At 67.6% G+C, this 23,625-nt stretch carries 19 protein-coding genes; 14 read left to right on the top strand and 5 right to left on the bottom strand.

Annotated elements, in window-relative coordinates:
- Positions 1 to 40 precede the first annotated feature (40 nt).
- From LCL87_RS07175 to yut, 9 genes are all read left to right on the top strand, one after another.
- A complete protein-coding gene (locus tag LCL87_RS07175; protein ID WP_225018156.1) occupies positions 41 to 1,339 on the top strand; it encodes a hemolysin family protein in 1,299 nt (432 codons plus the stop codon).
- 95 nt (positions 1,340 to 1,434) lie between these two features.
- Positions 1,435 to 1,737 carry an urease subunit gamma gene (locus LCL87_RS07170; RefSeq protein ID WP_225018154.1) on the top strand — a complete coding sequence of 101 codons (303 nt, stop codon included), beginning with the start codon at positions 1,435 to 1,437 and terminating at the stop codon, positions 1,735 to 1,737.
- A gap of 14 nt (positions 1,738 to 1,751) precedes the next feature.
- Positions 1,752 to 2,243: an urease subunit beta gene (locus LCL87_RS07165; protein WP_225018152.1), complete on the top strand. Its 492-nt coding sequence runs from the start codon at positions 1,752 to 1,754 to the stop codon at positions 2,241 to 2,243.
- A 39-nt stretch (positions 2,244 to 2,282) separates the two neighbouring features.
- The gene (locus LCL87_RS07160; protein WP_225018151.1) at positions 2,283 to 4,001 is read left to right on the top strand and encodes an urease subunit alpha; all 1,719 of its coding nucleotides are present in this window, start codon (positions 2,283 to 2,285) and stop codon (positions 3,999 to 4,001) included.
- A 9-nt stretch (positions 4,002 to 4,010) separates the two neighbouring features.
- The gene (locus LCL87_RS07155) at positions 4,011 to 4,604 is read left to right on the top strand and encodes an urease accessory protein UreE (protein WP_225018149.1); all 594 of its coding nucleotides are present in this window, start codon (positions 4,011 to 4,013) and stop codon (positions 4,602 to 4,604) included.
- A complete protein-coding gene (locus tag LCL87_RS07150) occupies positions 4,588 to 5,319 on the top strand; it encodes an urease accessory protein UreF (RefSeq protein ID WP_225018148.1) in 732 nt (243 codons plus the stop codon). The genes LCL87_RS07155 and LCL87_RS07150 overlap by 17 nt, the downstream gene beginning before the upstream one ends.
- 11 nt (positions 5,320 to 5,330) lie before the next feature.
- Positions 5,331 to 5,975, top strand: a complete 645-nt coding sequence (gene ureG / locus LCL87_RS07145; RefSeq protein ID WP_225018146.1) for an urease accessory protein UreG — start codon at positions 5,331 to 5,333, stop codon at positions 5,973 to 5,975.
- The gene (locus LCL87_RS07140) at positions 5,972 to 6,886 is read left to right on the top strand and encodes an urease accessory protein UreD (RefSeq protein WP_225018144.1); all 915 of its coding nucleotides are present in this window, start codon (positions 5,972 to 5,974) and stop codon (positions 6,884 to 6,886) included. Before ureG ends, LCL87_RS07140 begins: the two co-directional genes overlap by 4 nt.
- Before the next feature lie 65 nt (positions 6,887 to 6,951).
- Positions 6,952 to 7,962 (top strand): urea transporter, encoded by a 1,011-nt coding sequence (gene yut, locus LCL87_RS07135; RefSeq protein ID WP_510850706.1) that lies wholly within the window; start codon positions 6,952 to 6,954, stop codon positions 7,960 to 7,962.
- Here yut and LCL87_RS07130 read toward each other — a convergent pair.
- Complete coding sequence (locus LCL87_RS07130) at positions 7,935 to 9,476, bottom strand: bifunctional 3'-5' exonuclease/DNA polymerase (RefSeq protein ID WP_225018140.1); 1,542 nt, start codon at positions 9,474 to 9,476, stop codon at positions 7,935 to 7,937. The genes yut and LCL87_RS07130 overlap by 28 nt on opposite strands.
- Before the next feature lie 122 nt (positions 9,477 to 9,598).
- Between LCL87_RS07130 and LCL87_RS07125 the strand changes: the two genes are divergently transcribed.
- Positions 9,599 to 10,549, top strand: coding sequence for a DUF808 domain-containing protein (locus tag LCL87_RS07125; RefSeq protein WP_225018139.1), 951 nt, complete (start codon positions 9,599 to 9,601; stop codon positions 10,547 to 10,549).
- A 7-nt stretch (positions 10,550 to 10,556) separates the two neighbouring features.
- Here LCL87_RS07125 and LCL87_RS07120 read toward each other — a convergent pair whose 3' ends face one another.
- Positions 10,557 to 11,402, bottom strand: coding sequence for an alpha/beta fold hydrolase (locus LCL87_RS07120; protein WP_225018137.1), 846 nt, complete (start codon positions 11,400 to 11,402; stop codon positions 10,557 to 10,559).
- A 121-nt stretch (positions 11,403 to 11,523) separates the two neighbouring features.
- Complete coding sequence (locus tag LCL87_RS25795) at positions 11,524 to 13,116, bottom strand: LuxR C-terminal-related transcriptional regulator (RefSeq protein ID WP_225018135.1); 1,593 nt, start codon at positions 13,114 to 13,116, stop codon at positions 11,524 to 11,526.
- A 364-nt stretch (positions 13,117 to 13,480) separates the two neighbouring features.
- Between LCL87_RS25795 and LCL87_RS25790 the strand changes: the two genes are divergently transcribed.
- Positions 13,481 to 14,299, top strand: a complete 819-nt coding sequence (locus LCL87_RS25790; protein ID WP_225018133.1) for a helix-turn-helix transcriptional regulator — start codon at positions 13,481 to 13,483, stop codon at positions 14,297 to 14,299.
- A 106-nt stretch (positions 14,300 to 14,405) separates the two neighbouring features.
- Here the strand turns inward: LCL87_RS25790 and LCL87_RS07105 are convergent, their stop codons facing one another.
- Positions 14,406 to 18,227: a CLIPPER-2 domain-containing protein gene (locus tag LCL87_RS07105; protein ID WP_225018131.1), complete on the bottom strand. Its 3,822-nt coding sequence runs from the start codon at positions 18,225 to 18,227 to the stop codon at positions 14,406 to 14,408.
- A gap of 447 nt (positions 18,228 to 18,674) precedes the next feature.
- Between LCL87_RS07105 and LCL87_RS07100 the strand changes: the two genes are divergently transcribed.
- Positions 18,675 to 19,034, top strand: coding sequence for a GntR family transcriptional regulator (locus LCL87_RS07100; RefSeq protein ID WP_225018118.1), 360 nt, complete (start codon positions 18,675 to 18,677; stop codon positions 19,032 to 19,034).
- On the opposite strand, the gene LCL87_RS07095 is transcribed toward LCL87_RS07100, so the two are convergent.
- Positions 19,031 to 20,980 carry an acyl-CoA dehydrogenase family protein gene (locus tag LCL87_RS07095; protein ID WP_225018115.1) on the bottom strand — a complete coding sequence of 650 codons (1,950 nt, stop codon included), beginning with the start codon at positions 20,978 to 20,980 and terminating at the stop codon, positions 19,031 to 19,033. The genes LCL87_RS07100 and LCL87_RS07095 overlap by 4 nt on opposite strands.
- A 114-nt stretch (positions 20,981 to 21,094) precedes the next feature.
- Here LCL87_RS07095 and LCL87_RS07090 point away from each other — a divergent pair, with 114 nt between their 5' ends.
- Positions 21,095 to 22,042, top strand: a complete 948-nt coding sequence (locus LCL87_RS07090; protein WP_225018114.1) for a LysR substrate-binding domain-containing protein — start codon at positions 21,095 to 21,097, stop codon at positions 22,040 to 22,042.
- A 254-nt stretch (positions 22,043 to 22,296) separates the two neighbouring features.
- Positions 22,297 to 23,622: an MFS transporter gene (locus LCL87_RS07085; RefSeq protein ID WP_225018112.1), complete on the top strand. Its 1,326-nt coding sequence runs from the start codon at positions 22,297 to 22,299 to the stop codon at positions 23,620 to 23,622.
- The last annotated feature ends 3 nt before the right edge of the window (positions 23,623 to 23,625 follow it).

The following is a 23,625-nucleotide window of genomic DNA, read 5'->3' as shown; positions in this document are numbered from 1 at the left end:
AGGTAGGGACGGGGAGGCGGCGCGGCGCTAGTCTCGGGGTGTGACCGGCGGCATGCTGCTGAACTTCGTCCTGGTCGTGGTCTTCATCCTGATCGGTGGGGTGTTCGCGGCCACCGAGATCGCGCTCGTGTCGCTGCGGGAGGGCCAACTGAGCGCACTGCAGCAGCACGGTCGCCGCGGCGAGCGCGCCGTCGCGCTGGCGCGCAATCCCAACCGCTTCCTGTCGTCGGTGCAGATCGGTGTCACCGTGGCAGGGTTCTTCTCGGCGGCGTACGGTGCCTCGACGCTCGCACCGAGTTTCTCCCCGACGCTGCGGGATTGGGGCCTGTCGGCCGCGGCGGCGGACGTGGTGGCGCTCGTCGGCACCACCCTCGTCATCTCCTACCTGTCGCTGGTGCTCGGCGAGTTGGTCCCCAAACGTATTGCGCTGCAGAACGCGACCGGGGTGGCGTTGGTGACGGCGCCGCCCCTCGACCGGTTCGCCGGGCTGGTCCGTCCGGTGATCTGGCTGCTGTCGGTGTCGACCAATGCACTGGTGCGAGTTCTCGGCGCCGACCCGGCGCGCAGGGGCGAGGAGATCACCCACGAGGAACTGCGGGACCTGGTGACCGGGCACAGCGCCGTGGCGGAAGAGGAGCGCCGGGTGCTCACGGAGGTGTTCGACGTGGCTCGGCGATCGCTCGTCGAGGTGATGCGCCCGCGCCCCGAGGTGGACTTCCTCGGCGCCGACACTCCGGTCCGACGCGCTCGCGGCGACGCCCTCGCGCTCGGGCACAGCCGCTACCCGGTGCGCGCGGAAACCCTCGACGACATAGTCGGTTTCGTGCACCTGCGCGATCTGCTGCTCGTGCGCGGGGACGACGCGCAGACCGTCGGCGATCTGGTGCGGCCCCTGCTGCGGTTGCCCGGGTCCAAGCCCGCCCTCGCCGCCCTCACCGTGATGCGCCAGGACAATTCGCAGATCGCGCTCGTCGTCGACGAGTACGGCGGCACCGCGGGCATCGTGACGCTCGAGGACATCGTGGAGGAGGTCGTCGGCGAGATCGGCGACGAGTTCGACCCCCAGCCGAACGGTGGCGCAGAGGAAACGGGTCCCGCGCACATCGACGGGCGTCTGCTCGTGGAGGACTTCGAGGCCGACACGGGAACAGCGCTGCCGAAGGGCCCGTACGAGACGGTGGCCGGGTTCGTCCTGCACCGCCTCCAGCGATTGCCCAGGATCGGTGACCGCGTCGAGGTGGACGGGTGGCGACTCACCGTCGAGGCGCTCGACGGGCACCGCATCGCGGCCCTGAGTCTGGTGCCGACGAGGGCGAATCCGCACGGGCAGTCTCGATGACCGAGTGTCCGTCTCGTTACGCCCTCGATCTCCATAAGCCGCGAGAACGTCGAGGATCTGTCGTAGCGTGGTTCTGTCCCGCACAGGAGGCCGGCATGCATCTGACGCCGCGTGAACTCGACAAACTGACCATCCTCATGCTCGCGGAGGTGGCGCTGAGGCGGAAGGCGAAGGGCCTCAAGCTCAATCATCCGGAGTCGGTCGCGGTGATCTCGGCCGCGGCACTCGAGGGCGCGCGGGAGGGCAAGACGCTCGAGGAAGTGATGGCCGACGCGTCGCACGTGCTCACTGCGGACGACGTGATGGACGGCGTGCCTGAACTGATTCCGCGGGTGCAGGTGGAAGCGGTGTTCCTCGATGGGAGCCGACTGGTCACGGTGCACTCGCCGATCCAGTAGGGATGGTGATCGAGATGAGCAAGACGAACAAGGCCGGCAAGGCCCGTAAGACCGACAAGGCGGACAAGACCAGCCCGTCGACGAAGGCCTCGAAACCCGCCGAGCAGGTCGCGCCGGCGAGTTCGATACCAGTGGGCGGCTATGTGTTACGTGACGAACCGGTCGAACTGAATCCGGGACGTCCGCGTCGGAAGGTGACGGTACGCAACACCGGTGACCGTCCCGTGCAGGTCGGTTCGCATTTCCACTTCATGGAGGTCAACCGCGCCCTGGCGTTCGACCGGGAGGCGACGTTCGGGTGGCGACTCGACATTCCCGCCGGCACCGCGGTCCGATTCGAGCCCGGTGACGAGAAAGAAGTCACGCTCGTTCCTTTCGGCGGTAAGCAGCGCGTTTACGGCTTCCAGGGATTCGTCGACGGTTGGGGGCCGACGCACGCGAAGTACCGGCCGCGGTTGGCCCGGGCGGTGGCACTGGCGAAGGAGTACGGCTTCGAAACCGCGTGAGGTGTACGTGCTCATCCGACGTGGGAAGGTTCGTGGCGCATGACCGAGATCTCGCGACTGGAGTATTCGGGTCTGTTCGGGCCCTCGAAAGGCGACAAGATCCGTCTCGGCAACACCGACCTGTTCGTGGAGGTCGAGGAGGACCTGCGGACGATCGGCGACGAGGCGCTGTACGGCGGAGGCAAGACGCTGCGGGACGGGATGGGGCAGGACCCCACGTCGTGCAGTGCGGACGGCGCGCTGGACCTGGTGATCACGAACGTGGTGGTGATCGACGCACTGCTCGGCGTCGTCAAGGCCGACGTGGGGATCAAGGACGGCAGGATCGTCGGGGTCGGGAAGGCCGGCAACTCGGGGACCATGGACGGCGTGACCCCCGGCCTGACGACCGGTCCGGCCACCGACGCCATCTCCGGGGAGCAGCTGATTCTCACCGCCGCCGGGATCGACTCGCACGTCCACCTCGTCGCGCCGCAGCAGGCGTACGCGGCGCTGAGCAACGGTGTGACCACCCTGTTCGGCGGTGGATTCGGGCCGACCGACGGCACCAACGGCACCACCATCACCTCCGGAACCTGGAACATCGAGAAGATGCTCGAGGCCAACGAGGGCCTGCCGGTCAACATCGGCATGCTGGGCAAGGGCAACTCGTCCGGGGACCGCTCGCTGATGGAACAGATCGAGGCCGGTGCCGCAGGCCTGAAGGTGCACGAGGACTGGGGATCGACGCCGGCGGCGATCCGTGCCGCGCTGCGGGTGGCGGACGCCATGGACATCCAGGTGGCGATCCACACCGACACGCTCAACGAGTCCGGCTACGTGGAGGACACGATCGCGGCCTTCGAGGGCCGCACCATCCACACGTACCACAGCGAGGGTGCCGGCGGCGGGCATGCACCGGACATCCTGCGGGTGACGGGCGAGGACAATGTACTGCCGGCGTCGACCAACCCGACGCTGCCGTACGGGATCAACACGCAGGCCGAACTCTTCGACATGATCATGGTCTGTCACAACCTCAATCCGAAAGTGCCGTCGGACGTCTCGTTCGCGGAGAGCCGGGTGCGGGCCGAGACCATCGGTGGTGAGAACGTCCTGCAGGACATGGGCGTCATCTCGATGATCTCGAGTGATTCGCAGGCGATGGGCCGGGTGGGCGAAACGTGGCTGCGTACCATCCAGCTCGCCGATTGCATGAAGAGAGCGCGGGGCAAGCTCCCGGAGGACGCCGACGGCAACGACAACTTTCGGGTCCTGCGCTACGTCGCAAAGATGACGATCAATCCGGCGCTGACGTTCGGGGTCTCGCACGTCCTCGGTTCGGTGGCCCCCGGCAAGATCGCCGACCTCGTGCTGTGGGAGCCGGGATTCTTCGGTGCCAAACCGAAGATGGTCATCAAGGGCGGGATGATCAATTGGTACGCGATGGGTGATCCCAACGCGTCGCTGCCCACGCCGCAGCCGGTGAAGTACCGGCCGATGTTCGGTGCGCACGGCAAGGCGCTGGCGGAGACGTCGGTGTCGTTCGTCTCCCGGGCGGCACTCGACAGCGGGATCAAGGAGCGCCTCGGGCTCGAGCGTCAGGTGATGGCCGTGGAGGGAACCCGAACCGTCACCAAGCGGGATCTGTTGCGCAACAACGCCACCCCGCGAATCGAGGTCGATCCCGAGACGTTCGCGGTGATGGTGGACGGGGCCCACGCCTACGTCGAGCCCGCCGAATCCGTTCGGCTCGGTCAACTCTACTTCTTCAGTTAGGGGGGCATCGTGACAGAAAAAGGATTGCAGGACAGACTCGTTCGAGTCGAAGCGGTCCTCGGCAACGTCGACGATCCCGAGTGGCGGTCCCGCCTGGAGAACGCGAAGGTGGACCTGCTGGTCCTCGATCAGTGGGAGGCGCAGAAGAGTCGGCTGCGGCGCAGGACTCGGGACGGCGTCGAGATCGCACTCTCGCTCGAACGGGGTGTCCAACTCCGCGACGGGGACGTGCTGGCCCGCAACGAGGACCACGGCACGCTGGTGGTGGCACGGATCCACCTCAAGGACGTCATGGCGATCGAGCTGTCCGGGCTTCGTGACGCGGCACCGGAGGTCCTGGTGCAGACCTGCCTGGAGCTGGGGCACGCGATCGGGAACCAGCACTGGCCGGCGGTGGTCAAGGGGACCACCGTCTACGTGCCGCTCACCGTCGACAAGGCGGTGATGGGGTCGGTGATGCGCACGCACGCGTTCGAGGGCATCGAGTACGACTTCCGGCCCGGCGCCGAGGTGATCCCGTACCTCGCCCCACACGAGGCGCGCAGGCTGTTCGGGGCGGCGGCGCGTGAGGGTGAAGGGCACACCCATGCCCCGCAGCCCTGAGAGGCATGGCATCGACGCCGCGCCGGCCGACGGGATCACCCGGGCGATGCGGTTGATCCAGTTCGCGGACTCGATGTTCCCGGTCGGGGCGTTCTCCTTCTCCAACGGGCTCGAGTCCGCGGTGGCCGAGTCGGTGGTGACCGATGCCGCGACGTTGCGCGAATTCGTGCTCACCGTGGTCCAGCAGGCAGCCACGTGCGACGGGATCGCGGTGCTCGCCGCGCACCGTGGGGTGGTCGACGGCGACTTCGACCGGGTGCTGGCGGCGGACCACGCGGTGCTGGCGCGCAAACTCGGCGAGGAGGCCCGCACCATGTCGACGCGTATGGGCAGGAAGCTCGCCGAACTAGGCTGCGGGCTCACCGCGGGCGTGACATTCGGCAAGTGGCTCGCGGCCGTCGAAGCGGGGGAGACGCCGGGCACGTATCCGGTGGGTGTCGGGATCGCGTTCGCGGAGATGGAATGCCCCGAGCAGGACGCCTTCGCGGCACACCAGTACGGGGCGGCGACGACCGTGCTCGGTGCCGCCCTGCGACTGCTCCGGGTGGACCATGTCGCAACGCAGCGAATCCTGTTCGAAGTCAACGGGAACGCGGAACGGGACTACGCCGCCCTCGCCGACCACACGCTCGACGACATGGCGACGTTCGCCCCGATGGCCGACGTCCTGGCCGCCGTCCACGTGCGTGCCCACGTCCGAATGTTCATGACCTAGGAGGGACGACGATGAAGAAGACCACGCGCATCGGGATCGGCGGTCCGGTGGGATCGGGAAAGACGGCCCTCATCGAGGCGATCACCCCCGAGTTCATCGACCGCGGGACGAGCGTCCTGGTGATCACCAACGACGTGGTCACCACCGAGGACGCCAAGCACGTCCGTCGTGCACTCAAGGGCGTCCTCGTCGAGGAGCGGATCGTCGGCGTCGAGACCGGCGCCTGCCCGCACACGGCGGTCCGCGAGGACCCCAGCATGAACCTCGCGGCCGTCGAGGACATGGAACGGATGTTCCCCGGCACCGACGTGGTGTTCATCGAGAGTGGCGGCGACAACCTGACCCTCACGTTCAGCCCGGCGCTGGTGGACTACTTCATCTACGTCATCGATGTCGCGGCCGGCGACAAGATCCCGCGCAAGAACGGTCCCGGCATCTCGCAGTCGGACATCCTGGTGATCAACAAGACCGACCTGGCCCCGTACGTGCACGCGGATCTCGAGGTGATGGCACACGATTCGGCGCTGATGCGGAACGGAAAGCCGTTCATCTTCACCAACTGTATGACCGGTGAGGGGATTCCGGACGTGGTGGAGCAGATCGTGCACGGCGTCCTGTTCGACAGCCCGGGCCGGACGGAGGCGGCCGCGACATGAGGGTACGGCCGGTCCCACCGGTCCCGGAGCTGGTTCCGTACCAGGACGAGCCTCGGCAGGCGCCGTCGGGACGGATCGGCAAGACCGGGATCCTCGACATGCGTTTCGAGGATCGCGGCGGACGGTCGATCCTGGCGCACCTGTACCGCAAGACCCCGCTGCTGGTGCAGCAGGCGCTGTACTGGGACGAGGCGCTGCCCGGGATGCCCTGTGTCTACATGATTTCCACCACCGGGTGTGTGCTGCAGGGGGACCGGCTCTACATCGATATCGCGATGGGACCCGGGGCGACGGCGCACGTGACGACGCAGTCGGCAACGAAGGTGCACGAGATGGACGCCAACTTCGCGTCCCAGATGCAGACCGTGACGTTGGCGGAACACTCGTACCTGGAACTGATGCCGGGCATGACGATCCCGCACCGGCACGCCCGCTACGTCGCGCGCACCGACATCACGATCGATCCGACGGCGACGCTCCTGTTCTCCGAGATCGTGATGCCCGGCCGCAAGTATCACGCCGGCGGCGAACTGTTCGAGTACGACGTGTACTCCAACGCCGTCACCGCGAGACATCCCGGCGGGGACGCGCTCTTCGCCGAGAAGTTGCTGATCGAACCGCACGGTCGACCGGTGCGCCTGGCCGGAGCCATGCGGGACCACGACGTGCTCGCCAACGTCGTGCTGCTCACCCCGACGGACCACGCGGATGCGGTCCTGGACCGGATCGTCCCGGGTCGACGGAACTCGGTGTTCGTCGGCGCGAACCGGCTGCCGAACGACGCCGGCCTGATCTACAAGGTGCTCGGGCAAGAGAGCGCGCCGGTGCGTGCGCAGGTGCGCGAGTTCTGGGCACTGGTTCGTCGAGCCGTGCTGGATGCGCCCATTCCCCCTGTGCCGCTGTGGGGTTGACCGCGATGTCCTCGATCGGCGCGACCTGGAATCGTGCGGCAGCACGACACTCGGTGGTCCGTTTCGTGGACACCAATCTCGAGGGTGCCGGTCAGGTCATGTTCCAGGGCAACGCGGCCACCGGCCTGCTGTTCCTGGCCGGAATCTTCTGGGGTGCGATCGCCACCGGTTCGCTCTCGGTGGCGATCGGTGCGGTGGTGGGCCTGGTCGTCGCGACGGTCACCGGCATGCTGCTGAACTCGGACGATGCGTCGATGCGCGCCGGACTGTACGGGTACAACGGCATCCTCGTCGGTGCCGCGATCCCCACCTTCCTGGCCGGCGGCGCCCTGCTTTGGGTGTACCTGGTGGTCGGGGCGGCCGCCTCGACCGTCGCGTTCATGGCGGTCGCCAACGTGTTCAAGACCTGGGGTGTGCCGGCACTGACGTTCCCTTTCAACCTGGTGATGTGGTTTCTCGTGCTGGCCGCGTTCCAATTCCTGCACATCCGGACGTCACCGCTGGCCGCGGCGCAGTTCCCCCAGCCGATCGGGAACGCCGCCGCGCACGTGGACATCACTGTCGGATATCTGTGGAACACGCTGTTCCGGAACGTGTCCCAGATCTTCCTGATCAACGACACCGTGACGGGGATCGTCTTCGTCGTCGCCCTGCTGATCGCGTCGCGCTGGGCGGCACTGTTCGCGCTGATCGGATCGGCCGTCGCGACCGTGACGGTACTCGCGCTCGGCGCCGACGCCACGGCGATCGGCAACGGGCTGTACGGGCTCAGCGCGGTCCTCACCGCGATCGCGCTCGGTTCGGTGTTCTACGACCCGTCGTGGCGGGTGCTGACCTACACGATCTTCGGGGTGCTGGTGACGGTCGTCGTGCACGCCGCACTGCTGTCGGCGTTCTCGCCGATCTCGCTACCGGTGGGCACGGCGCCCTTCGTGTTCGCCACGTGGCTGTTCCTGCTTCCGAAGAAGCGGTTCGTTCCGGTGCAGCACAGCACCATCCGCGGAGGGGCGGCAGAACCGCGGACGGTGTCCCACGGCGGTGCCGACCGTCATCCGGACGACCCCGGCTCCGCGTAGCACTCCCGGATCTCGACGTCCATCGGGAAACGGACGGCGGTGTCGCCGAACAGCAGTCGCGTCGCCGCCGCTGCCGACGCGAGGACGTGCGCGGCCGCCGCGTCGGGCCGGCGGGTGTGCACCATCACCTCGTCGTGCTGGAAGAACACCAGTTCGCCGTCGCCGGGCGAGGCGGCCAGGCGTCGTCGTAGGTCGGCCAGCAGGCACAGCGCCCACTCGGAGGCGGTGGCCTGCACGACGAAGTTGCGGGTGAACCGGCCGCGGGCGTGCGAGTCGCCGTTCGACCACCACGAATCCGACGGCGGCGGGCACGCGCGGCCCAGCCACGAGTGCACCACCTCGCCACGCTCACCGGCGCGGGCCGCATCCTCGACCAGCTGGACCGCGGTGGGAAAACGCCTGCGCAGCAGCGTCAGGAGAGCCCGGGCCTCGCCCGCGGTGGCGCCGTAGAGGACACCGAGGATCGCGATCTTGGCCTTGGCCCGGTCGCCGCCGAACGCCTCGGCCGCGACGAGCGCGTAGAGGTCGTCGGCGCCGGCGGCGGCCGTCATCCGCGGATCGCCGGACATCGCCGCGAGGATGCGCGGCTCGAGCTGCCCGGCGTCGGCGATCACGAACGTGTGCCCCCGATCGGCGATCACGCTCGTGCGCAACGCCTTCGGGATCTGCAGTGCGCCGCCGCCGCGACTGGCCCAGCGTCCGGACACCACCCCGCCCGGCACGTACACCGGCCGGAACCGGTTGCCGCGCACCCACGCGTCCAGCCACGTCCAGCCGTTGGTGCTGTGCAGCTTCGCCAGATCGCGGTAGCGCAGCAGCGGTTCGACGGCCGGGTGGTCGATCTCGCGCAGCAGCCACTTGCGGGTCGAGGCCAGTTCGATGCCCTCGCGCGTGAACGCCGCGACCACTTCGGGCTGCGACGCCGGATTGACCTGACGCCCGAACGCCGCCGACACCTCGTCGGCCACCTCGTGCAGGCGCGCGGGCAGCATGTCGTCGCGGGTGCGCGGGCCCAGTGCGTCGGCGAGCAGCGCCAGGTGCGCGTCGGTGGAGAACGGCAGCCCGTCGTGGCTCATCTCGGCGGCCGCGAGCCCGCCCGCGGACTCGGCGGCCACCAGCAGGCGTAGCCGCGGATCGCCCTCGATCGCCTCGACCTGCCGCCGGTGTCGCTCGACGAGAACGTCGGGTGCCGTCCACGGCACCGCGTCGAACAGTCCGAGTCGGTCGTCGAGCGGGGTCTCGGCCACGGGGACGTACCGTCCCGCACGCGTCTCGAGCAGCGCGCCGGTGAGCGCCAGATCGTGACAGCGCTCCACCCGCACCCCCGCCGCGAGCAGGGGCTGATACACCCGCGCGGTGTCCTCCCACACCCAGCGTGGCCGCTCGGCGGCCTCGATCTCGCGGACCGCGGCCGCCACGTCCCGGACACGCAGCGGATCGCGCAGTGCCTGACCGGACTCGTCGGTCCGGATCAACGTGGCACCGTCGCTGTCGGGTACGAGCACCGTTCTCACGGCGTCCAGTGTGCGCGACGGTACCGACACTGGTTCGGTAAGTTTCGTGTCGGGCCGCGACGTCTTGTCGTTCGACCGGCTCAGCACATCCGGCTCGACACATTCGAAAGTGGGAGGTTCTCGTGGCTGGTGGTCTCGTCGCCCTGTTGGACGACGTCGCAGCGATCGCGAAAGCGGCCGCGGCATCCATCGACGACGTCAGTGCCGCAGCCGGCAAGGCGAGCATCAAGGCGGCCGGAGTGGTCGTGGACGACACCGCCGTCACGCCCCGCTACGTGCACGGCTTCTCGCCGAAGCGGGAACTGCCGATCATCCGCAAGATCGCGACCGGGTCGATCCGCAACAAGCTCCTGATCATCTTGCCGGTGGCGATGATCCTCAGCCAGTTCCTGCCGCAGGCCCTGCCCTATCTCCTGATCGCCGGTGGCCTGTTCCTCTGCTACGAGGGCGCCGAGAAGGTCTACGAGGCGCTCACCGGCGGTCATCACGAGGACGAGGACGCGGCGGCCGCGCAGGATGGGCCGGAGCGCGAGAAGACGATGGTCAGCAGTGCGATCCGCACCGACCTGATCCTGTCCGCCGAGATCATGGTGATCGCGCTGTCGTCGGTCGAGGACGAACCGTTCCTCACCCGACTGATGGTCCTGATCGTCGTCGCGATCCTCATCACCATTCTGGTGTACGGCGTCGTCGCCGTGATCGTGAAGATGGACGACGTGGGCCTCGCGCTCGCGCAGCGCAAATCGACCGTCAGTCAGAAGATCGGCCGCGGCCTGGTGGCCGCGATGCCGAAGGTGATGGCGGTGCTCACTGTCGTCGGTATCGCCGCGATGCTGTGGGTCGGCGGCCACATCCTGATCGTCAACGTCGGCGAGGCCGGATTCCACTGGCCGGCCGATCGTCTGCACGACCTCGAACACTGGTTCGGCGAACTCGTGCACGGCGGCTTCGGCGGCGTCCTGTCGTGGACCGCGGGCACGGTGGCGTCCGCCGTCGTCGGACTGATCCTGGGCGCGATCGTCGTTCTGATTGCGCACCTGATTCCGAAGCGGAAGAAGAACGCAGCGCACTGATTCGGGATCACCGCCTCAGAGAGAGCATCGCCGTCGCCACCTCATCGGTGGCTGCATCGGGAATCGCGGTCGCTGCATCTTCCATCACGAGTAGCCGGGCCCCGGGGATCTCCCGTGCGCACGCTTCGCCGTTGCCGACGGGAAAGAAGGGGTCGTGACTGCCGTGCACCACCAGTGCCGGGATCGTGAGCTCGGGCAGACGTTCGCGCCAGCGCGGTCCGCAGTCGAGCTTGGAGAACACCATTCTCAGATGGCTCGCCATCTGGATCGCGGGCTCGGTGCTCGGCGTGCGGTCCCAGATGCGTTCGGCGGTCACGCGCGCCGCGGCGGGGTCGTCACCGAGGATCTCGGCGCCGGCGGCGGCGAACTCCGCCACGTCGGCGCGGTCGGACCAGTCCGGCTTCCGCCGTGAGAACAACCGGTCCATGGTCGCGTTGTCATGGTCGGGCAGATCGTTGTCGACCGGCCCGGGAGCGACCGGCCGCGTTCCGACGAGCGTGAGCGCGCCGAAAGCGTCCGCATGATCGAGCGCCGCGACCTGGGCCACCATTCCGCCGACACCGATGCCCGCCAGATGCGCCGGCCGCGCGTCGAGTTCGTGGGCGAGCGCCGCGGCGTCCGACGCCAGATCGCGCAACGTGTAGTCCGGAGACTCGGGGTCGACGGTCGTCGACGCCCCGCAATCGCGCAGGTCGTACCGCACTACGTGGTGCCCGCCGCGGGCGAGAGCGGCACACAGGGCGTCAGGCCACGAGAGCATGGTGGCGCCGCCCACGAGCAGAATCAGCGGTGCGGTGGGGTCCCCGAAGTGCTCCACCCCGAGGGTGACGCCGTTCGCCTCGATCGTTCTCATCCTTTGTGCCACAGGGTCTCCCCTCGTGATCGTCTGTACCGCCGGGCCCGTGAGCGGCTCGCGAAAGCGGCTCTTGCAAAGACAGACCCGGCGCGGACTCGAAACTCATCGGGTGAACCCGCTAGAGCAGCCGCAGACGAACTGCGGTCTCGATCGCCTCGGCCCGAGAATGCACGCCGAGTTTGCGGTAGACACTGCGAATCTGGGATTTGACCGTATTCATGGACACGAACATCCGCACGGAGATCATCGTCATCGTTCGCCCACTCGCGAGTTCGCGGAGTACCTCGAGTTCCCGCTGAGTCAGCCGCACGGTGGTCACACGTTCGCTGAACAACCGTGGTCCGGTCGTCGGGTCGAACCCCGACACGGTCAGCTCCGTCTCGAGACCGGCCGCGGCGATCCAGTCCAGCGATTCCTGGGTGAGGGTGAGGAAGGGGCGGATCGCCCCTGTCAGTTCGGCCAGACTCAGCGCCCGACTCAGATACTCGGACGCGAGTTCGTGCCGAGCGGTCGCAACCGCGGACGAGATCGTGATCATCAGCGCGTCGAGCGTGAACCGCGGACTCACACCAGTGCTCGACAACAGCGTCGACGCCTCGGACAGAGCGGACGAGGGGTCGCCGGCGAGTAGTGCGACACGCGCCCTGACCAACCGCTGCAACTGCGGCGGAGCGGACGCCGCAACAGCGAGCGCCGCGGTGCCGTTGCCGAGCGCGCAGTGCAACTCCGCTGCCGAGTCCGTCAGGAGTTGGTAGCCGAGCGTCTCCTCGCGGTACCATAACTTGTGAATCGAGATCGCGCGGGCGAGACGATCGATCCCCTCCGCGGCGTTGTCGGACAGGAGGGCCAGTCGGCAGTGCGCATGGGCCGCGAACGCCCACAGTTCCTCACTGTCGCTGATCTCGCCGAGCTCAGTGAGGGATTCGCGCGCTCCAGCGGTGTCGGCACGCTCGAGGCAAACGAGCGCGCGCGCGATCCGCCCGCTCACTCGTACCCGATCTTCGGCCCAGTGCGACGAATTGTCGTATCTTTCTTCGATTTTCAACCACTCGAGTGCCTTGTGAACGTCGCCGGCGACGATGTTGTTCAAGGCCAGGCATCCGGCCGTGTTTCGGGTCAGGAAATCGATGCCCATCCCTTCGCCGCCGCGATAGGCCAAGCGGAACTCGTCGGTCGACTCGTCGAGCTCGCCGACCAGCTGCTTGGTGATGGCCCACTGCAGCCGGAGATAGGGGAGGGCCGCCTTGGCCGATGCCGTCTGGGGCCCCCGTGCGGCAATCGCCGCGATTCGTCGAAGACGCTCGGACAACTCGCTCGCGGCGCTGTACTGCCCGCTGATCCGGTGGATGATGATCCGCGTCGTTCCCACCACGAGCACGTCGAACGCGTGATTGGACCGCCCCAGAGCGTCGAGTTCCTCCTCGCCTACCGGTACGACATCCGGCACCTCCGCGTGGCCCGTCCCCAGTTCCAGGAAGAACGCCTCGGCAGCGCGGATGACCGGGTCCGCGGACGCGTACGAATCCGGCAGGGCGCGGACAGCCTCGCGACCGAGCTGCCAATGGGAGTAGGTCAGGACTATCCAGTGTTCCCGAATAATCCGGGCGACCTGCTTCCAATCCGCATTGTCGACTGCTGCCGTCAGGGTCGCGGCAATGTGCTCCGCGACCGCGAGCGGATGCCCGCCACCCGCTGACTCGTCCCCCGACACTCTCGTTTTCACCCCGATCTTTCACCCATTTCGCCCAGTAGCGTAACGAACAAGATCATTAACCTCACTTCGGGGCGACCGGTCGGGGACCGGAGCTGCACATGGTGCCGAGCGAGTCATCGACAACGAAACCGAGTGCATGTGACGGTATTTCGGTGGTCCGATGCAAACGGTCGTGCTCGGCTGTAGCTGGATACCGTCGTAGAGAACTCCCGGCCGCACTCGCGCCCGCGTCACTCCGAGTGGCGCTGCGTGGATGGTGAGGGAGGCTTGGGTGATCTACGAATGGAAAGTGGACAGTACGGAGGCGATCTGCGAGTTCTCGGACTCGGTCCACGTCACTTCCCGTGTCACGGATTTCTCCGTGAGCGGTGTCTCGATTCCGTTGGCCAGGACGACTATCAGCCGAATCGTCGTGCCCGGGCAAACCCATGCCGACTTCGAGGTCCGACGTCCCGGATACGCCTACATTCTCGTTCCGCTCACCACCGGTGCCTACCTCGGTTGGGGCCGGTCGCCCGGGCGCGCCCCCCGCGGCGGCATGTACACGTTCGTCGAGCACGCGCGGGGAACGCTCAGCACCTACTCGCCGGTCGATCTCGCGATCGTCGGGATGCCGCTGGATTTCCATGCCGTGCATGAACTTCCGGAACCGTCTGGCTGCCGATACCGCATGACAGAACTGCCGTTGTGGATGCTCCACGCCCTGTGCGACTGGCTGTGTCTTCCGTCGACCACCCTCGATGAGGGGACCACCGCCGACGCCGAGACGGCCGTGCTGGATCTACTCGGCCAGTCGGTGCCGCACGACGCCGACGCCCCGATCGCCGATTCGCCGTTCTCCCTGCATCGGGAGGCAATCCGGGTGATCGCCGGCGAGTTCCACGACCCGGATCTCAACGCACCGTCGCTCGCGAAGCGACTCGGCGTCTCCCTGCGGAGCCTGCACCGGGCCTTCGAATCACATTCGACGTCGATCTCCCGGGAGATCCGTAGTCGACGGGTGGAGCAGGCCGAGATCCTGTTGCGTGAGGTCGAGTACGCCCATCTGACGTTGACGGAGATCGCGCACCGCTGTGGTGCACCGTCGATGGCCTATCTGCGGCTCGCGATCAAGGAGAAACACGGTATGAGCCCGGCGCAACTGCGCGACTTCTGGGCCTCGCTGCCTGCTCTCGTGTGACAACTCGCCGCAATCGGCGGTCCTTCGTACCGAGCTCGAAGAGCCGGACCGCGATCCCCACTGCGGTCCGGCTCTTCGTGTTCAGTTGTCCGTCAGACGGTCACGGTCACTCCGCGCCGTTACGACGTCGGGCGAGGATCGTTCCGCCGACGGCGAGTGCGGCCACGAGAGCCACGCCGCCTGCGGCGAGGAATCCGGTGTCGATGCCGGATTCACCTGCGCCTGCACCGGAGTCGATGCGTGCGCCCTGTGCGGTGGAGTTTCCGGACTGGCTGTTGCCGGACTGGGTGCCCGACTGGCCGTTGCCGGTGCCGGTGTGCTGGCCGGCGTTGTCACCGTTGCCGTTGCCGTTGCCGTTGCCGTTGCCGTTGCCGTTGCCGGGCTGGTTCGGCTGCTCGACATGGGTGCCGGTCGAGCCGCCGTCGGAGCCGTTCGAGGATCCGTGAGTGGAGCCGGCCGATCCGGTGGGCAGGTCGAGCGAGCCCAGTGCCAGCGAGCCGAGTCCCAGCGAGCCGAGGCCGAGGGACCCCAGGGCCAGCGAACCGACACCCGGAATGCTGCCGGTGAAGCCCTGCTTCTTGATGGTCTTCTCCGACGGCAGGCTCTCGATCGGATCGCCGGTGACCGTCTGGCCGGTCGCGGTGGCGACGTCGGTGACGGCGCCGAACTTCACGTCCGCGTCCGAGACGGTGTACTCCGCGGTGCATGCCATCGACTGTCCCGGTGCCAGGGTGGTGTCCGGGCACGAGATCGGGCTCATGTTGTCGTCTGAGGCCGGTGCCGACTGGACGTCGACGATCTTGACGTCGTCGATCGTCACGTTGCCGGTGTTGACCACGTCGAAGGTGTACGGGACCGTGGTGCCCGACTTGCCCAGCGACGTCGCCGACGACGACTTCACCACCGTGAGTTCGGGGTTCGCGCCGGAGGTGACGATCTCCTTCTCCGAAGGAACGCTCTCGATCGGCTCCCCGCTCGGAGACTCACCCGTCGCCTTCGCCGCATCCTTGACGGAGCCGTGGTCGAAGTCCGCCTGCGAGACGGTGTACTCCGCGGTGCACGCCGTCGACTGTCCCGGTGCCAGGGTGGTGTCCGGGCACGAGATCGGGCTCATGTTGTCGTCTGAGGCCGGTGCCGACTGGACGTCGACGATCTTGACGTCGTCGATCGTCACGTTGCCGGTGTTGACCACGTCGAAGGTGTACGGAATCTTCTGGCCTACCTCGTTGATCGCCGTCGCGGACGACGACTTCACCACGGACAGCTGCGCCACGGCACCGGTGACACCGACCTCGATGCCCGACTCCGGGCTCTCGACCGACTCTCCCTGTGGGCTCGTGCCGGTGGCGGTTGCGATGTCCTTGACGGACCCGTTGTCGAAGTCGGCTTGGGAGACGGTGTATTCGGCGGTGCAGTCCGTCGAGGAGCCCGGTGCGAGGGTGGTGTCCGGGCACGAGATCGGGCTCAGGTTTTCGTTCCGTGCGGGTGCGACCTGCTCGTCCGAGACCGCGATGTCACTGATGGTGACGTTGCCGGTGTTGACGACCTTGAAGGTGTAGGGCACCTTCTGGCCCACCTCGGTGATGTCGGTGACGGTCGACGACTTCACGACGGCGAGCGACGGGTCGATGCCGGTCGCGCCGATCTCCTTCTCGGCCTGGGGACTCGTGATCGACTCGCCTTGGGGGCTCGTGCCGGTGGCGGTTGCGATGTCCTTGACGGACCCGTTGTCGAAGTCGGCTTGGGAGACGGTGTATTCGGCGGTGCAGTCCGTCGAGGAGCCCGGTGCGAGGGTGGTGGCCGGGCACGAGATCGGGCTCAGGTTTTCGTTCCGTGCGGGTGCGACCTGCTCGTCCGAGACCGCGATGTCACTGATGGTGACGTTGCCGGTGTTGACGACCTTGAAGGTGTAGGGCACCTTCTGGCCCACCTCGGTGATGTCGGTGACGGTCGACGACTTCACGACGGCCAGCGACGGATCGGCGCCGGAAACGCCGACCTCGAAGCCCGACTCGGGGCTCTGGATCGGATCACCGTCGGGAGATTGGCCGGTGGCGGTTGCGATGTCCGCGATCGACCCGTTGTCGAAGTCGGCCTGCGAGACGGTGTACTCCGCAGTGCAGGTGGTGGAAGCGCCGGGTGCGAGTGCGGTCTCCGGGCAGCTGATCGCGCTGAGATTCTCGTCCTCGGCGGGCGCGACCTGTGTGTCAGTGACCACGATCTCGGTCACCGTGACATTGCCGGTGTTCGTGACCTCGAACGAGAACGGCACCTTCTGACCGGCCTCGGTGATCTCGGTCGTCGACGACGACTTCACGAGCGCGAGCGCCGGAGCCTTTCCCGTGACTCCGATCTCGACGTCCGACTCCGGGCTCTCGATCGACTCGCCCGCAGGGGTCTTGCCTGAGGCGGTCGCGGTGTCCGCGATCGATCCGTGGTCGAAATCGGCTTGTGCGACGGTGTATTCCGCGGTGCAGGTAGTGGAAGCGCCCGGTGCCAATGCGGTTTCCGGGCAAGAGATCGCGCTCAGGTTCTCGTCCTTCGCGGGCGCCGCCTGCTTGTCGGTCACCGCGATGTCCGTCATCGGCACGGTGCCGGTGTTCGTCACTTCGAACGCGAATGGAACCTTCTGGCCCACTTCGGTGATCTCGGTCGTCGTCGAGGACTTCTTCACACCCAGCGACGGGATCTGTCCGGTGTTGACGACGTTGCACGCGTAATCGTGCTGCTCGGTCACGGTCAGCTTCCAGCCGGGGCCGCTCCCCGTGACCTGGACCGGCTGTCCCGTCGTGTCGTCCACACACGAGATGGAGGGCGAGTAGTCGGACAGGCCGCTCACCGAACCGGGCGCCATGCCGTCGGTGATCGTGTAGGTCGCGCCCTGGCTCACGGGCCAGTCGGTCGTCGACGCCGATACGGACGTGCCGGTGGTGGTCGCCGACGTCAACGTCGTGCCGGCAGTGTTCACCAGACCGACCGTGAACTGGTCGCCGTCGGCGACACGTCGGTCGACTGTCTTGGTGACCGTCACGGTCGGGATCGACGCGGTGGCGCACCGGGCGCCGTCGTTGAGGCTCGATGCCGGTCCGTTCGCCGCAAGGATCGTCTTCCTGGTGACGGGATCGATCCGGTAGATCTTGCCGGTCGGATTGTTCAGTGCGTACAGATAGCCCTTCGAGTCCGCGTAGGTGGCGCCGTACCCGACATTGCTGTCAGTGCCGGCGAGCGGACCCAGGTCGACCATCTTGCCGCTCGCAGGGTCGAGTCGAACCAGGTGTGCCGCCGCGGAGGGGGCACCCGTCGTCGTCGAGACGCCGTGCAGGGCGCCGTTCACCCAGGTCAAGTCTGACGGGTACTGGATGCCGTTCAGGCCCTGCATCGTTCCGGACGAGAGCACCTTGCCGAAGGTCGATGATCCCGGCGCCAGGTCGATCTCGTACCACGGGCTGCCTGCGGTGCCGTCGGTCAGCCAGTAGTGTCCGCGGTCGTCGAAGTCGCCCGCGTTGTACGAGCGGACCTGCACGCCCTGCGGAACCCCGATGTCCGTCACGGAGTTGTCGGCTGCCACTCGTACCAGCAACTGTCGGCTGGTGTCCCAGCCATACATGTAGTTGTCGAGGGTGTTGTAGCCGATCGCGTTGACCGGGACGCGTGTGGTGCCGGACGGGATCGACTGTCCCGTCGCCAAGTCGATCTTGGTGACCGAGTTGGGCCCGGCGCCGCCCGCAGTGCTCTGGAACAGGTATCCGTAGGCGTCGCAGGCGAAAGCGGATCCCGATGCGGCGGGGGCTGCCGCGGGCTGGGCCGATGCGGCGGGCGCACCGATCCCGACCACCGCAGCGGTCAGCGAGAGTACGACCGTCGCAGTCAGGGGTCCGGACGCCGTGCGCCTTCGACGGCCCCACCGTCTGTGTGTGCGAGTGGACAAACTCGACTCCTTTCAAGGGCTTTGTGAGCCAACACGATCGAGATCTCGCACCGCAGAGTCGATGTGCTCGAAACACTGCCCCCCGGAATCCTCTCGACGCTCTCGCCGAAGGGTTGCCGGCCAGCCGAATTCGGCCGCTGGTATCGAAGATTCGACTGGTGTGTGTGGGCGTGCCGGCGAGTGGGCGGCACGCGACGTCGACGGTACCCAGGTCCGCGCCGGGCGTCGGGCGCCAGGCGCAACCGTGCAGTCCCCTGGCGCGAAACTGAAGTCGATGCGCGACAGTCACTCCCGCCGCGGTCGATCGATGGCACAAAAGTGCATCTCTGGCGCAAAAGTGTACGCCCGACGGACGAATCTGTTCGGGCGTAGCCGATGTCGGAGCCATAGAATCGGGCACGGCCGGTCCGGACCGAGACCGACCTCGGAACCGCACGAAGAAGGGCTATGAACCTCTCTATCGACCCGTCATTGCCCGTACCCATCCACGCGCAACTGCGCGACCAGGTGGTCGCCGGCGTGCACGACGGCGCGCTGCCGGCGGGCGCTCTGCTGCCGACAGTGCGCGGACTGGCTGCCCGGCTGGATGTTTCGCCGACGACGGTGGCCCGCAGCTACGGGGAGTTGCGGGAACTCGGGATCATCACGACGTCGGGACGGCAGGGCACGCGGATCGCCGAAGTGGGCACGCATCCGCGAATGCGCGCGCAGAGATCTGCCGTCGCCTACGCGGAGACCGCGCACCTGCTCGGAATTCCTGCGAAAGAGGCGCTTTCGTATGTCAGGGCAGCGTTGAACGCCCGCTAGGTCGTAGCTCCCTCAGCGGTCGTGGTCGGGAACCTGCGCGCCACGTTCTCCTCCGTCGACGGTCCGGGCGCCCAGGACGCGATCCACGGCCCGGTGCCCTCCGACGGATCGAAAACCCCGTCCTCGAGCCACGTGTACTCGCCGCCGAGAACGCCGCGGCTGATTCGGTGGTCGGTGTCGTCGGTGTTCTCCCACAGCGCCGCGAACAGCCGGTCGATCCGCAGCCTCGACTGCTTGCAGAAAGCATCGGCGAGGTCGACGGCGGCCTCGCCGCGGACCGGGTCCTCCGCGTGCTCCATGTCCGCGCGCACGCAGGCCGCCGACATCGCGAACAGCTCGGCTCCGATGTCGACGATGCGCCCGAGGAACGACTGGTGCTTCTCCATGCCCGCCTGCCAGCGCGCCATCCCGTAGAACGTGGACCGGGCAAGCTTGCGCGCGTTCCGTTCGACGAATCGTAGATGCGTTGCCAGTGAACCGAATTCGCCGTACGAGGTGGGTAGCTGGCCCTTGCCGGAGACCAGGTGCGGCAGCCAGCGGGCGTAGAAGCCGCCGGCCCCGAGGGCCGCCTTCGCCTTGTGTTGCATGTCGGCTTTGGGATCGGCCAGGTCGCCCGCCGCCGCCAAGTGCGCGTCGACGGCCTCACGCGCGATGAGCAGTCGCATGATCTCGCTCGAGCCCTCGAAGATCCGGTTGATCCGCAGATCGCGCAGCAACTGCTCGACGGGCACCGCGCGTTCACCGCGGGCCGCGAGCGACGCCGCAGTCTCGTAGCCGCGTCCGCCGCGGATCTGCACCAGGTCGTCGGCGATCTGCCAGGCCATCTCGCTGGACCACAGCTTGGCCAGCGCGGCCTCGATGCGGATGTCGTTGCGACCCTCGTCGGCCATCCGGCCGGCCAGGTCGAGCACCGCCTCGAGCGCGTACGTGGTGGCCGCGATGAACGAGATCTTGGCCTCGACCGCGCCGTGCTCGCCGACGGGCCGGCCCCACTGCACCCGCTCGGCGGACCATTCGCGCGCGATCTTGAGCGACCACTTCCCGGCCGCCGCACACATCGCCGGAATCGCCAGCCGCCCGGCGTTGAGCGTGGTCAACGCGATCTTGAGGCCGTCACCCTCGCGTCCGACGAGGTTCTCGGCCGGTACCCGTACCTGGTTCAGCCGGGTGACGCCGTTCTCGATCCCGCGCAGACCCATGAACGCGTTGCGGCGTTCGACGGTGATGCCGGGGGAGTCCGCCTCCACCACGAACGCGCTGATCCCGCCGCGCTTGCCCTCCCGGTGCGGCACCCGCGCCATCACCACCAGCAGCTCGGCCACGACACCGTTGGTGGTCCACAGCTTGACGCCGTCGAGGATGTACGCGGAGCCGTCCTCGGTGGGGACGGCGGTGGAGGCCAGCCGGGCCGGGTCGGACCCGACGTCGGGTTCGGTGAGCAGGAACGCCGAGATCGCGCCCTTCGCGCAGCGCGGCAGGAACTTCTTCTTCTGCTCGTCGGTGCCGGCCAGCTTCAGTGGTTCCGGCACCCCGATGGACTGGTGCGCGGACAGCAGCGCGCCCAGGCTCGGGTGGACCGACGACACCACCATGAGCGCGCGGTTGTAGGCGACCTGGGACAGGCCGAGCCCGCCGTACTCGACCGGCACCTTGAGTCCGAAGCAGCCGAGTTCGGCCAGACCCGCGACGTAGTCGTCGGGGATGCGGGCGTCCCGTTCGATCACCGACCCGTCCAGGCCGCGGCAGTAGCGCTCGAGTTCGGCGACGAACGCGTCGGTGCGTGCCGCCTCGTCGGCGTCGGGCCGGGGGAAGGGATGGACGAGGTCGAGCGGGAATCGGCCGAGGAACAATTCCTTGGCGAAGGACGGCTTGTCCCAGCCGCTCTCCCGCGCCTCCTCGGCGACCGCTCGGGCCTGTTCTTCCGTCACCTGGGTCGGTGCCACCATGATCCGCCTCCTCGAAGAGAGCGATCGAAGAACCTATCCACAAAGCTACTGGCGAGTATTCCCCTCGGCCGGGGTTTGTGGAACCCGTGCGAGAATCGATGCCCGGAGGTAACCATGGTCAGCTCGGCAAGGCCGCCGGCGTACACGATGCGTCAGCTGTTCGTTTTCGTCGCCGTCGCCGAGACCGGAACCATCCGGGCCGCGGCGGACCGACTGCACGTCTCGCAGTCCGCGGTCTCCCTCGCGATCACCGAACTCGAACGCGGGCTCAAGTCGCAGCTGTGCGTGCGCCGCCGCGCCCACGGCGTCCAGCTGACACCCACCGGCGAACGGGTGCTGACCCGCGCGAAGGCGCTGCTCGAGCAGGCCGGGGACCTGGCCGCCGAGGCGTCCGGCGCCGCGGGCGTCCTCACCGGTCCGCTCGCGATCGGCTGTTACTCGTCGCTCGGCCCGACGCTGCTGCCCCGGCTGCTGTACGAGTTCAACCAGCTGCACCCGCGGATCACGGTCGACTTCGTCGAGGACACCCAGGACCGGCTCGAGCAGCGGCTGATATCGGGCGAACTGGACCTCGCGATCGTCTACGACCTCGACCTGTCCCCGGAACTGCGGCGCGCCCGGATGGACACCCGGCAGCCCGCGATCCTGCTGCCCGCCGACCACCGCCTCGCCGACGCCCCGGTCGTCGAACTCGCCGAACTCGCCGACGAACCGATGGTGCTGCTCGACGCCCCGCCCAGCTCGTTCCACGCGCTGCAGATGTGCAGCCGCGCCGGATTCACACCGCATGTGCGGTTTCGTCCCAAGAACTTCGAGACCGCCCGCGCGCTGGTCGGCCGCGGCTTCGGCTGGACCCTGCTGATCCAGCGGCCGCAGCTCGACGTCACGTACGAGGGGCTCGGCGTCGTCGTGCGGCCGGAGGTGGAGCCGCCGGTGCCCGAGGTCGACATCCTTCTCGCCTGGTCGCAGGATGCGCTCCTGAGCCGGACCGCGCGCGCATTCGTCGACTTCGCTGTCGACGGGGAGACCGACGATGCCGCCGGGGATGTCGCAGCCCACTGAGACGGCATCGGTGTAGCCACTCTCACACGGGACAATCGGTCCGGAACAAGGCAGGATTCAACGGTGGCGAGTCCGCTACCCGGGCGTGCGTCCCATCTGAGTGACAAACCTCAGAATTTCTGCACATTCACCCCGTTTTCTTGCGCTTTTCACGCGATGTGATCCAGGTCAAGATGTCCTGCAGGCCGCTTCGTCGGCATGCGTGCAGGTGGGCTCTTCCCTGCGCGCCTCCAGAGTTGAAAGGCACCCGAACCATGACGGCAACCATGGCTGCGGCCCCGCCGCAGGAGTTGCACCGCAAGGCCCGCAAGGCCGCGCTGGGCAGCTTCGTCGGCACCGCGATCGAGTGGTACGACTTCTTCATCTACGGCACCGCCGCCGCGCTCGTGCTCGGTCACCAGTTCTTCCCGAACTCCTCGGACCTCGCCGGCACGCTGGCGTCGTTCGCGACCCTCGCCGTCGGCTTCATCGCGCGCCCCATCGGTGGCGTCGTCATGGGCCACTTCGGTGACCGCGTCGGCCGCAAGTCGATGCTCGTCATCTCGCTGCTGCTCATGGGCTTCGCGACCGTCGGCATCGGTGTGCTCCCCAACTACGAGGCGATCGGTGTCTTCGCCCCGATCCTGCTGGTGACGCTGCGCTTCATCCAGGGCCTCGGTGTGGGCGGCGAATGGGGTGGCGCGGTGCTCGTCGCCACCGAGAACGCGCCCGAGGGCCGCAAGGGCCTCTACGGTGCGGCGCCGCAGATCGGCGTCCCGGCGGGCGTCCTCGTCGCGAACCTCGTCTACCTGCCGCTCACCGCGTTCATGAGCGACGAGACGTTCAAGGCGTGGGGCTGGCGCATCCCGTTCCTTCTCAGCGCCGTCCTCGTGCTGGTCGCGATGTGGATCCGACTCGGCCTCGAGGAGAGCAGCGAGTTCAAGGAGTCCAAGGATCAGGAGCAGCCGAACAAGCTGCCGATCATGGAGGTCCTGACCAAGCACTGGAAGACGGTCCTGCTGGCCGGTGGCACGTTCATCGCCACCAACGGCATCGCCTACGCGTACATGGTCTACGTCCTCAAGTACGGCGAGAAGGAACTCGGCTTCAGCAAGACCACGATGCTGTTCCTGCTGATCGGCTCGTGCCCGTTCTGGATGGCTGGCATGGCGTTCAGTGCGTGGAAGTCCGACACGATGGGACGTCGTCCGGTCTACGTGCGCAGCTCGATCGCCCTGGTAATCGCCGCCGCCGTGTTCTTCCCGCTCATGGACACCGCCGTCCTGCCCGTCATGGTCCTCGCGATGATCGGCCTCGGCTTCACCCTCGGCTGCTGCGCCGGCCCGCAGTCCGCGCTGTTCGCGGAGCTGTTCCCGCCCGCGATCCGCTACTCGGGTGCCTCCCTCGGCTACCAGATCGGCGCCATCCTCGGCGGCGGCCTCGCCCCGATCATCGCCACCGCGCTGTACGCGAGCTTCGAGACGTCGCTCGCGATCACCGGGTACTTCGTGCTGATCGCGCTGATCAGCCTCGCCAGCATCCTCGTGCTGAAGGTTCCCGGTACCAAGCCCTCCCGTCCGATCGAGCAGGAAGCGGAGTAAGTC

Origin of the sequence: Prescottella equi (genome assembly GCF_020171745.1) — a bacterium.
In the GTDB taxonomy this organism is placed as follows: domain Bacteria; phylum Actinomycetota; class Actinomycetes; order Mycobacteriales; family Mycobacteriaceae; genus Prescottella; species Prescottella equi_A.
Note: the sequence above shows the minus strand (reverse complement) of the source record. Positions and strands in the feature narration are given on the sequence as shown.

Coding starts and splice junctions, on each gene's coding strand:
- LCL87_RS07170 (WP_225018154.1), top strand. CDS start 1,435: ATGCATCTGACGCCGCGTGAACTCGACAAACTGACCATCCTCATGCTC.
- LCL87_RS07165 (WP_225018152.1), top strand. CDS start 1,752: ATGAGCAAGACGAACAAGGCCGGCAAGGCCCGTAAGACCGACAAGGCG.
- LCL87_RS07160 (WP_225018151.1), top strand. CDS start 2,283: ATGACCGAGATCTCGCGACTGGAGTATTCGGGTCTGTTCGGGCCCTCG.
- LCL87_RS07150 (WP_225018148.1), top strand. CDS start 4,588: ATGCCCCGCAGCCCTGAGAGGCATGGCATCGACGCCGCGCCGGCCGAC.
- ureG (WP_225018146.1), top strand. CDS start 5,331: ATGAAGAAGACCACGCGCATCGGGATCGGCGGTCCGGTGGGATCGGGA.
- LCL87_RS07140 (WP_225018144.1), top strand. CDS start 5,972: ATGAGGGTACGGCCGGTCCCACCGGTCCCGGAGCTGGTTCCGTACCAG.
- LCL87_RS07120 (WP_225018137.1), bottom strand. CDS start 11,402: ATGAGAACGATCGAGGCGAACGGCGTCACCCTCGGGGTGGAGCACTTC.
- LCL87_RS07100 (WP_225018118.1), top strand. CDS start 18,675: ATGAACCTCTCTATCGACCCGTCATTGCCCGTACCCATCCACGCGCAA.
- LCL87_RS07095 (WP_225018115.1), bottom strand. CDS start 20,980: ATGGTGGCACCGACCCAGGTGACGGAAGAACAGGCCCGAGCGGTCGCC.
- LCL87_RS07090 (WP_225018114.1), top strand. CDS start 21,095: ATGGTCAGCTCGGCAAGGCCGCCGGCGTACACGATGCGTCAGCTGTTC.
- LCL87_RS07085 (WP_225018112.1), top strand. CDS start 22,297: ATGACGGCAACCATGGCTGCGGCCCCGCCGCAGGAGTTGCACCGCAAG.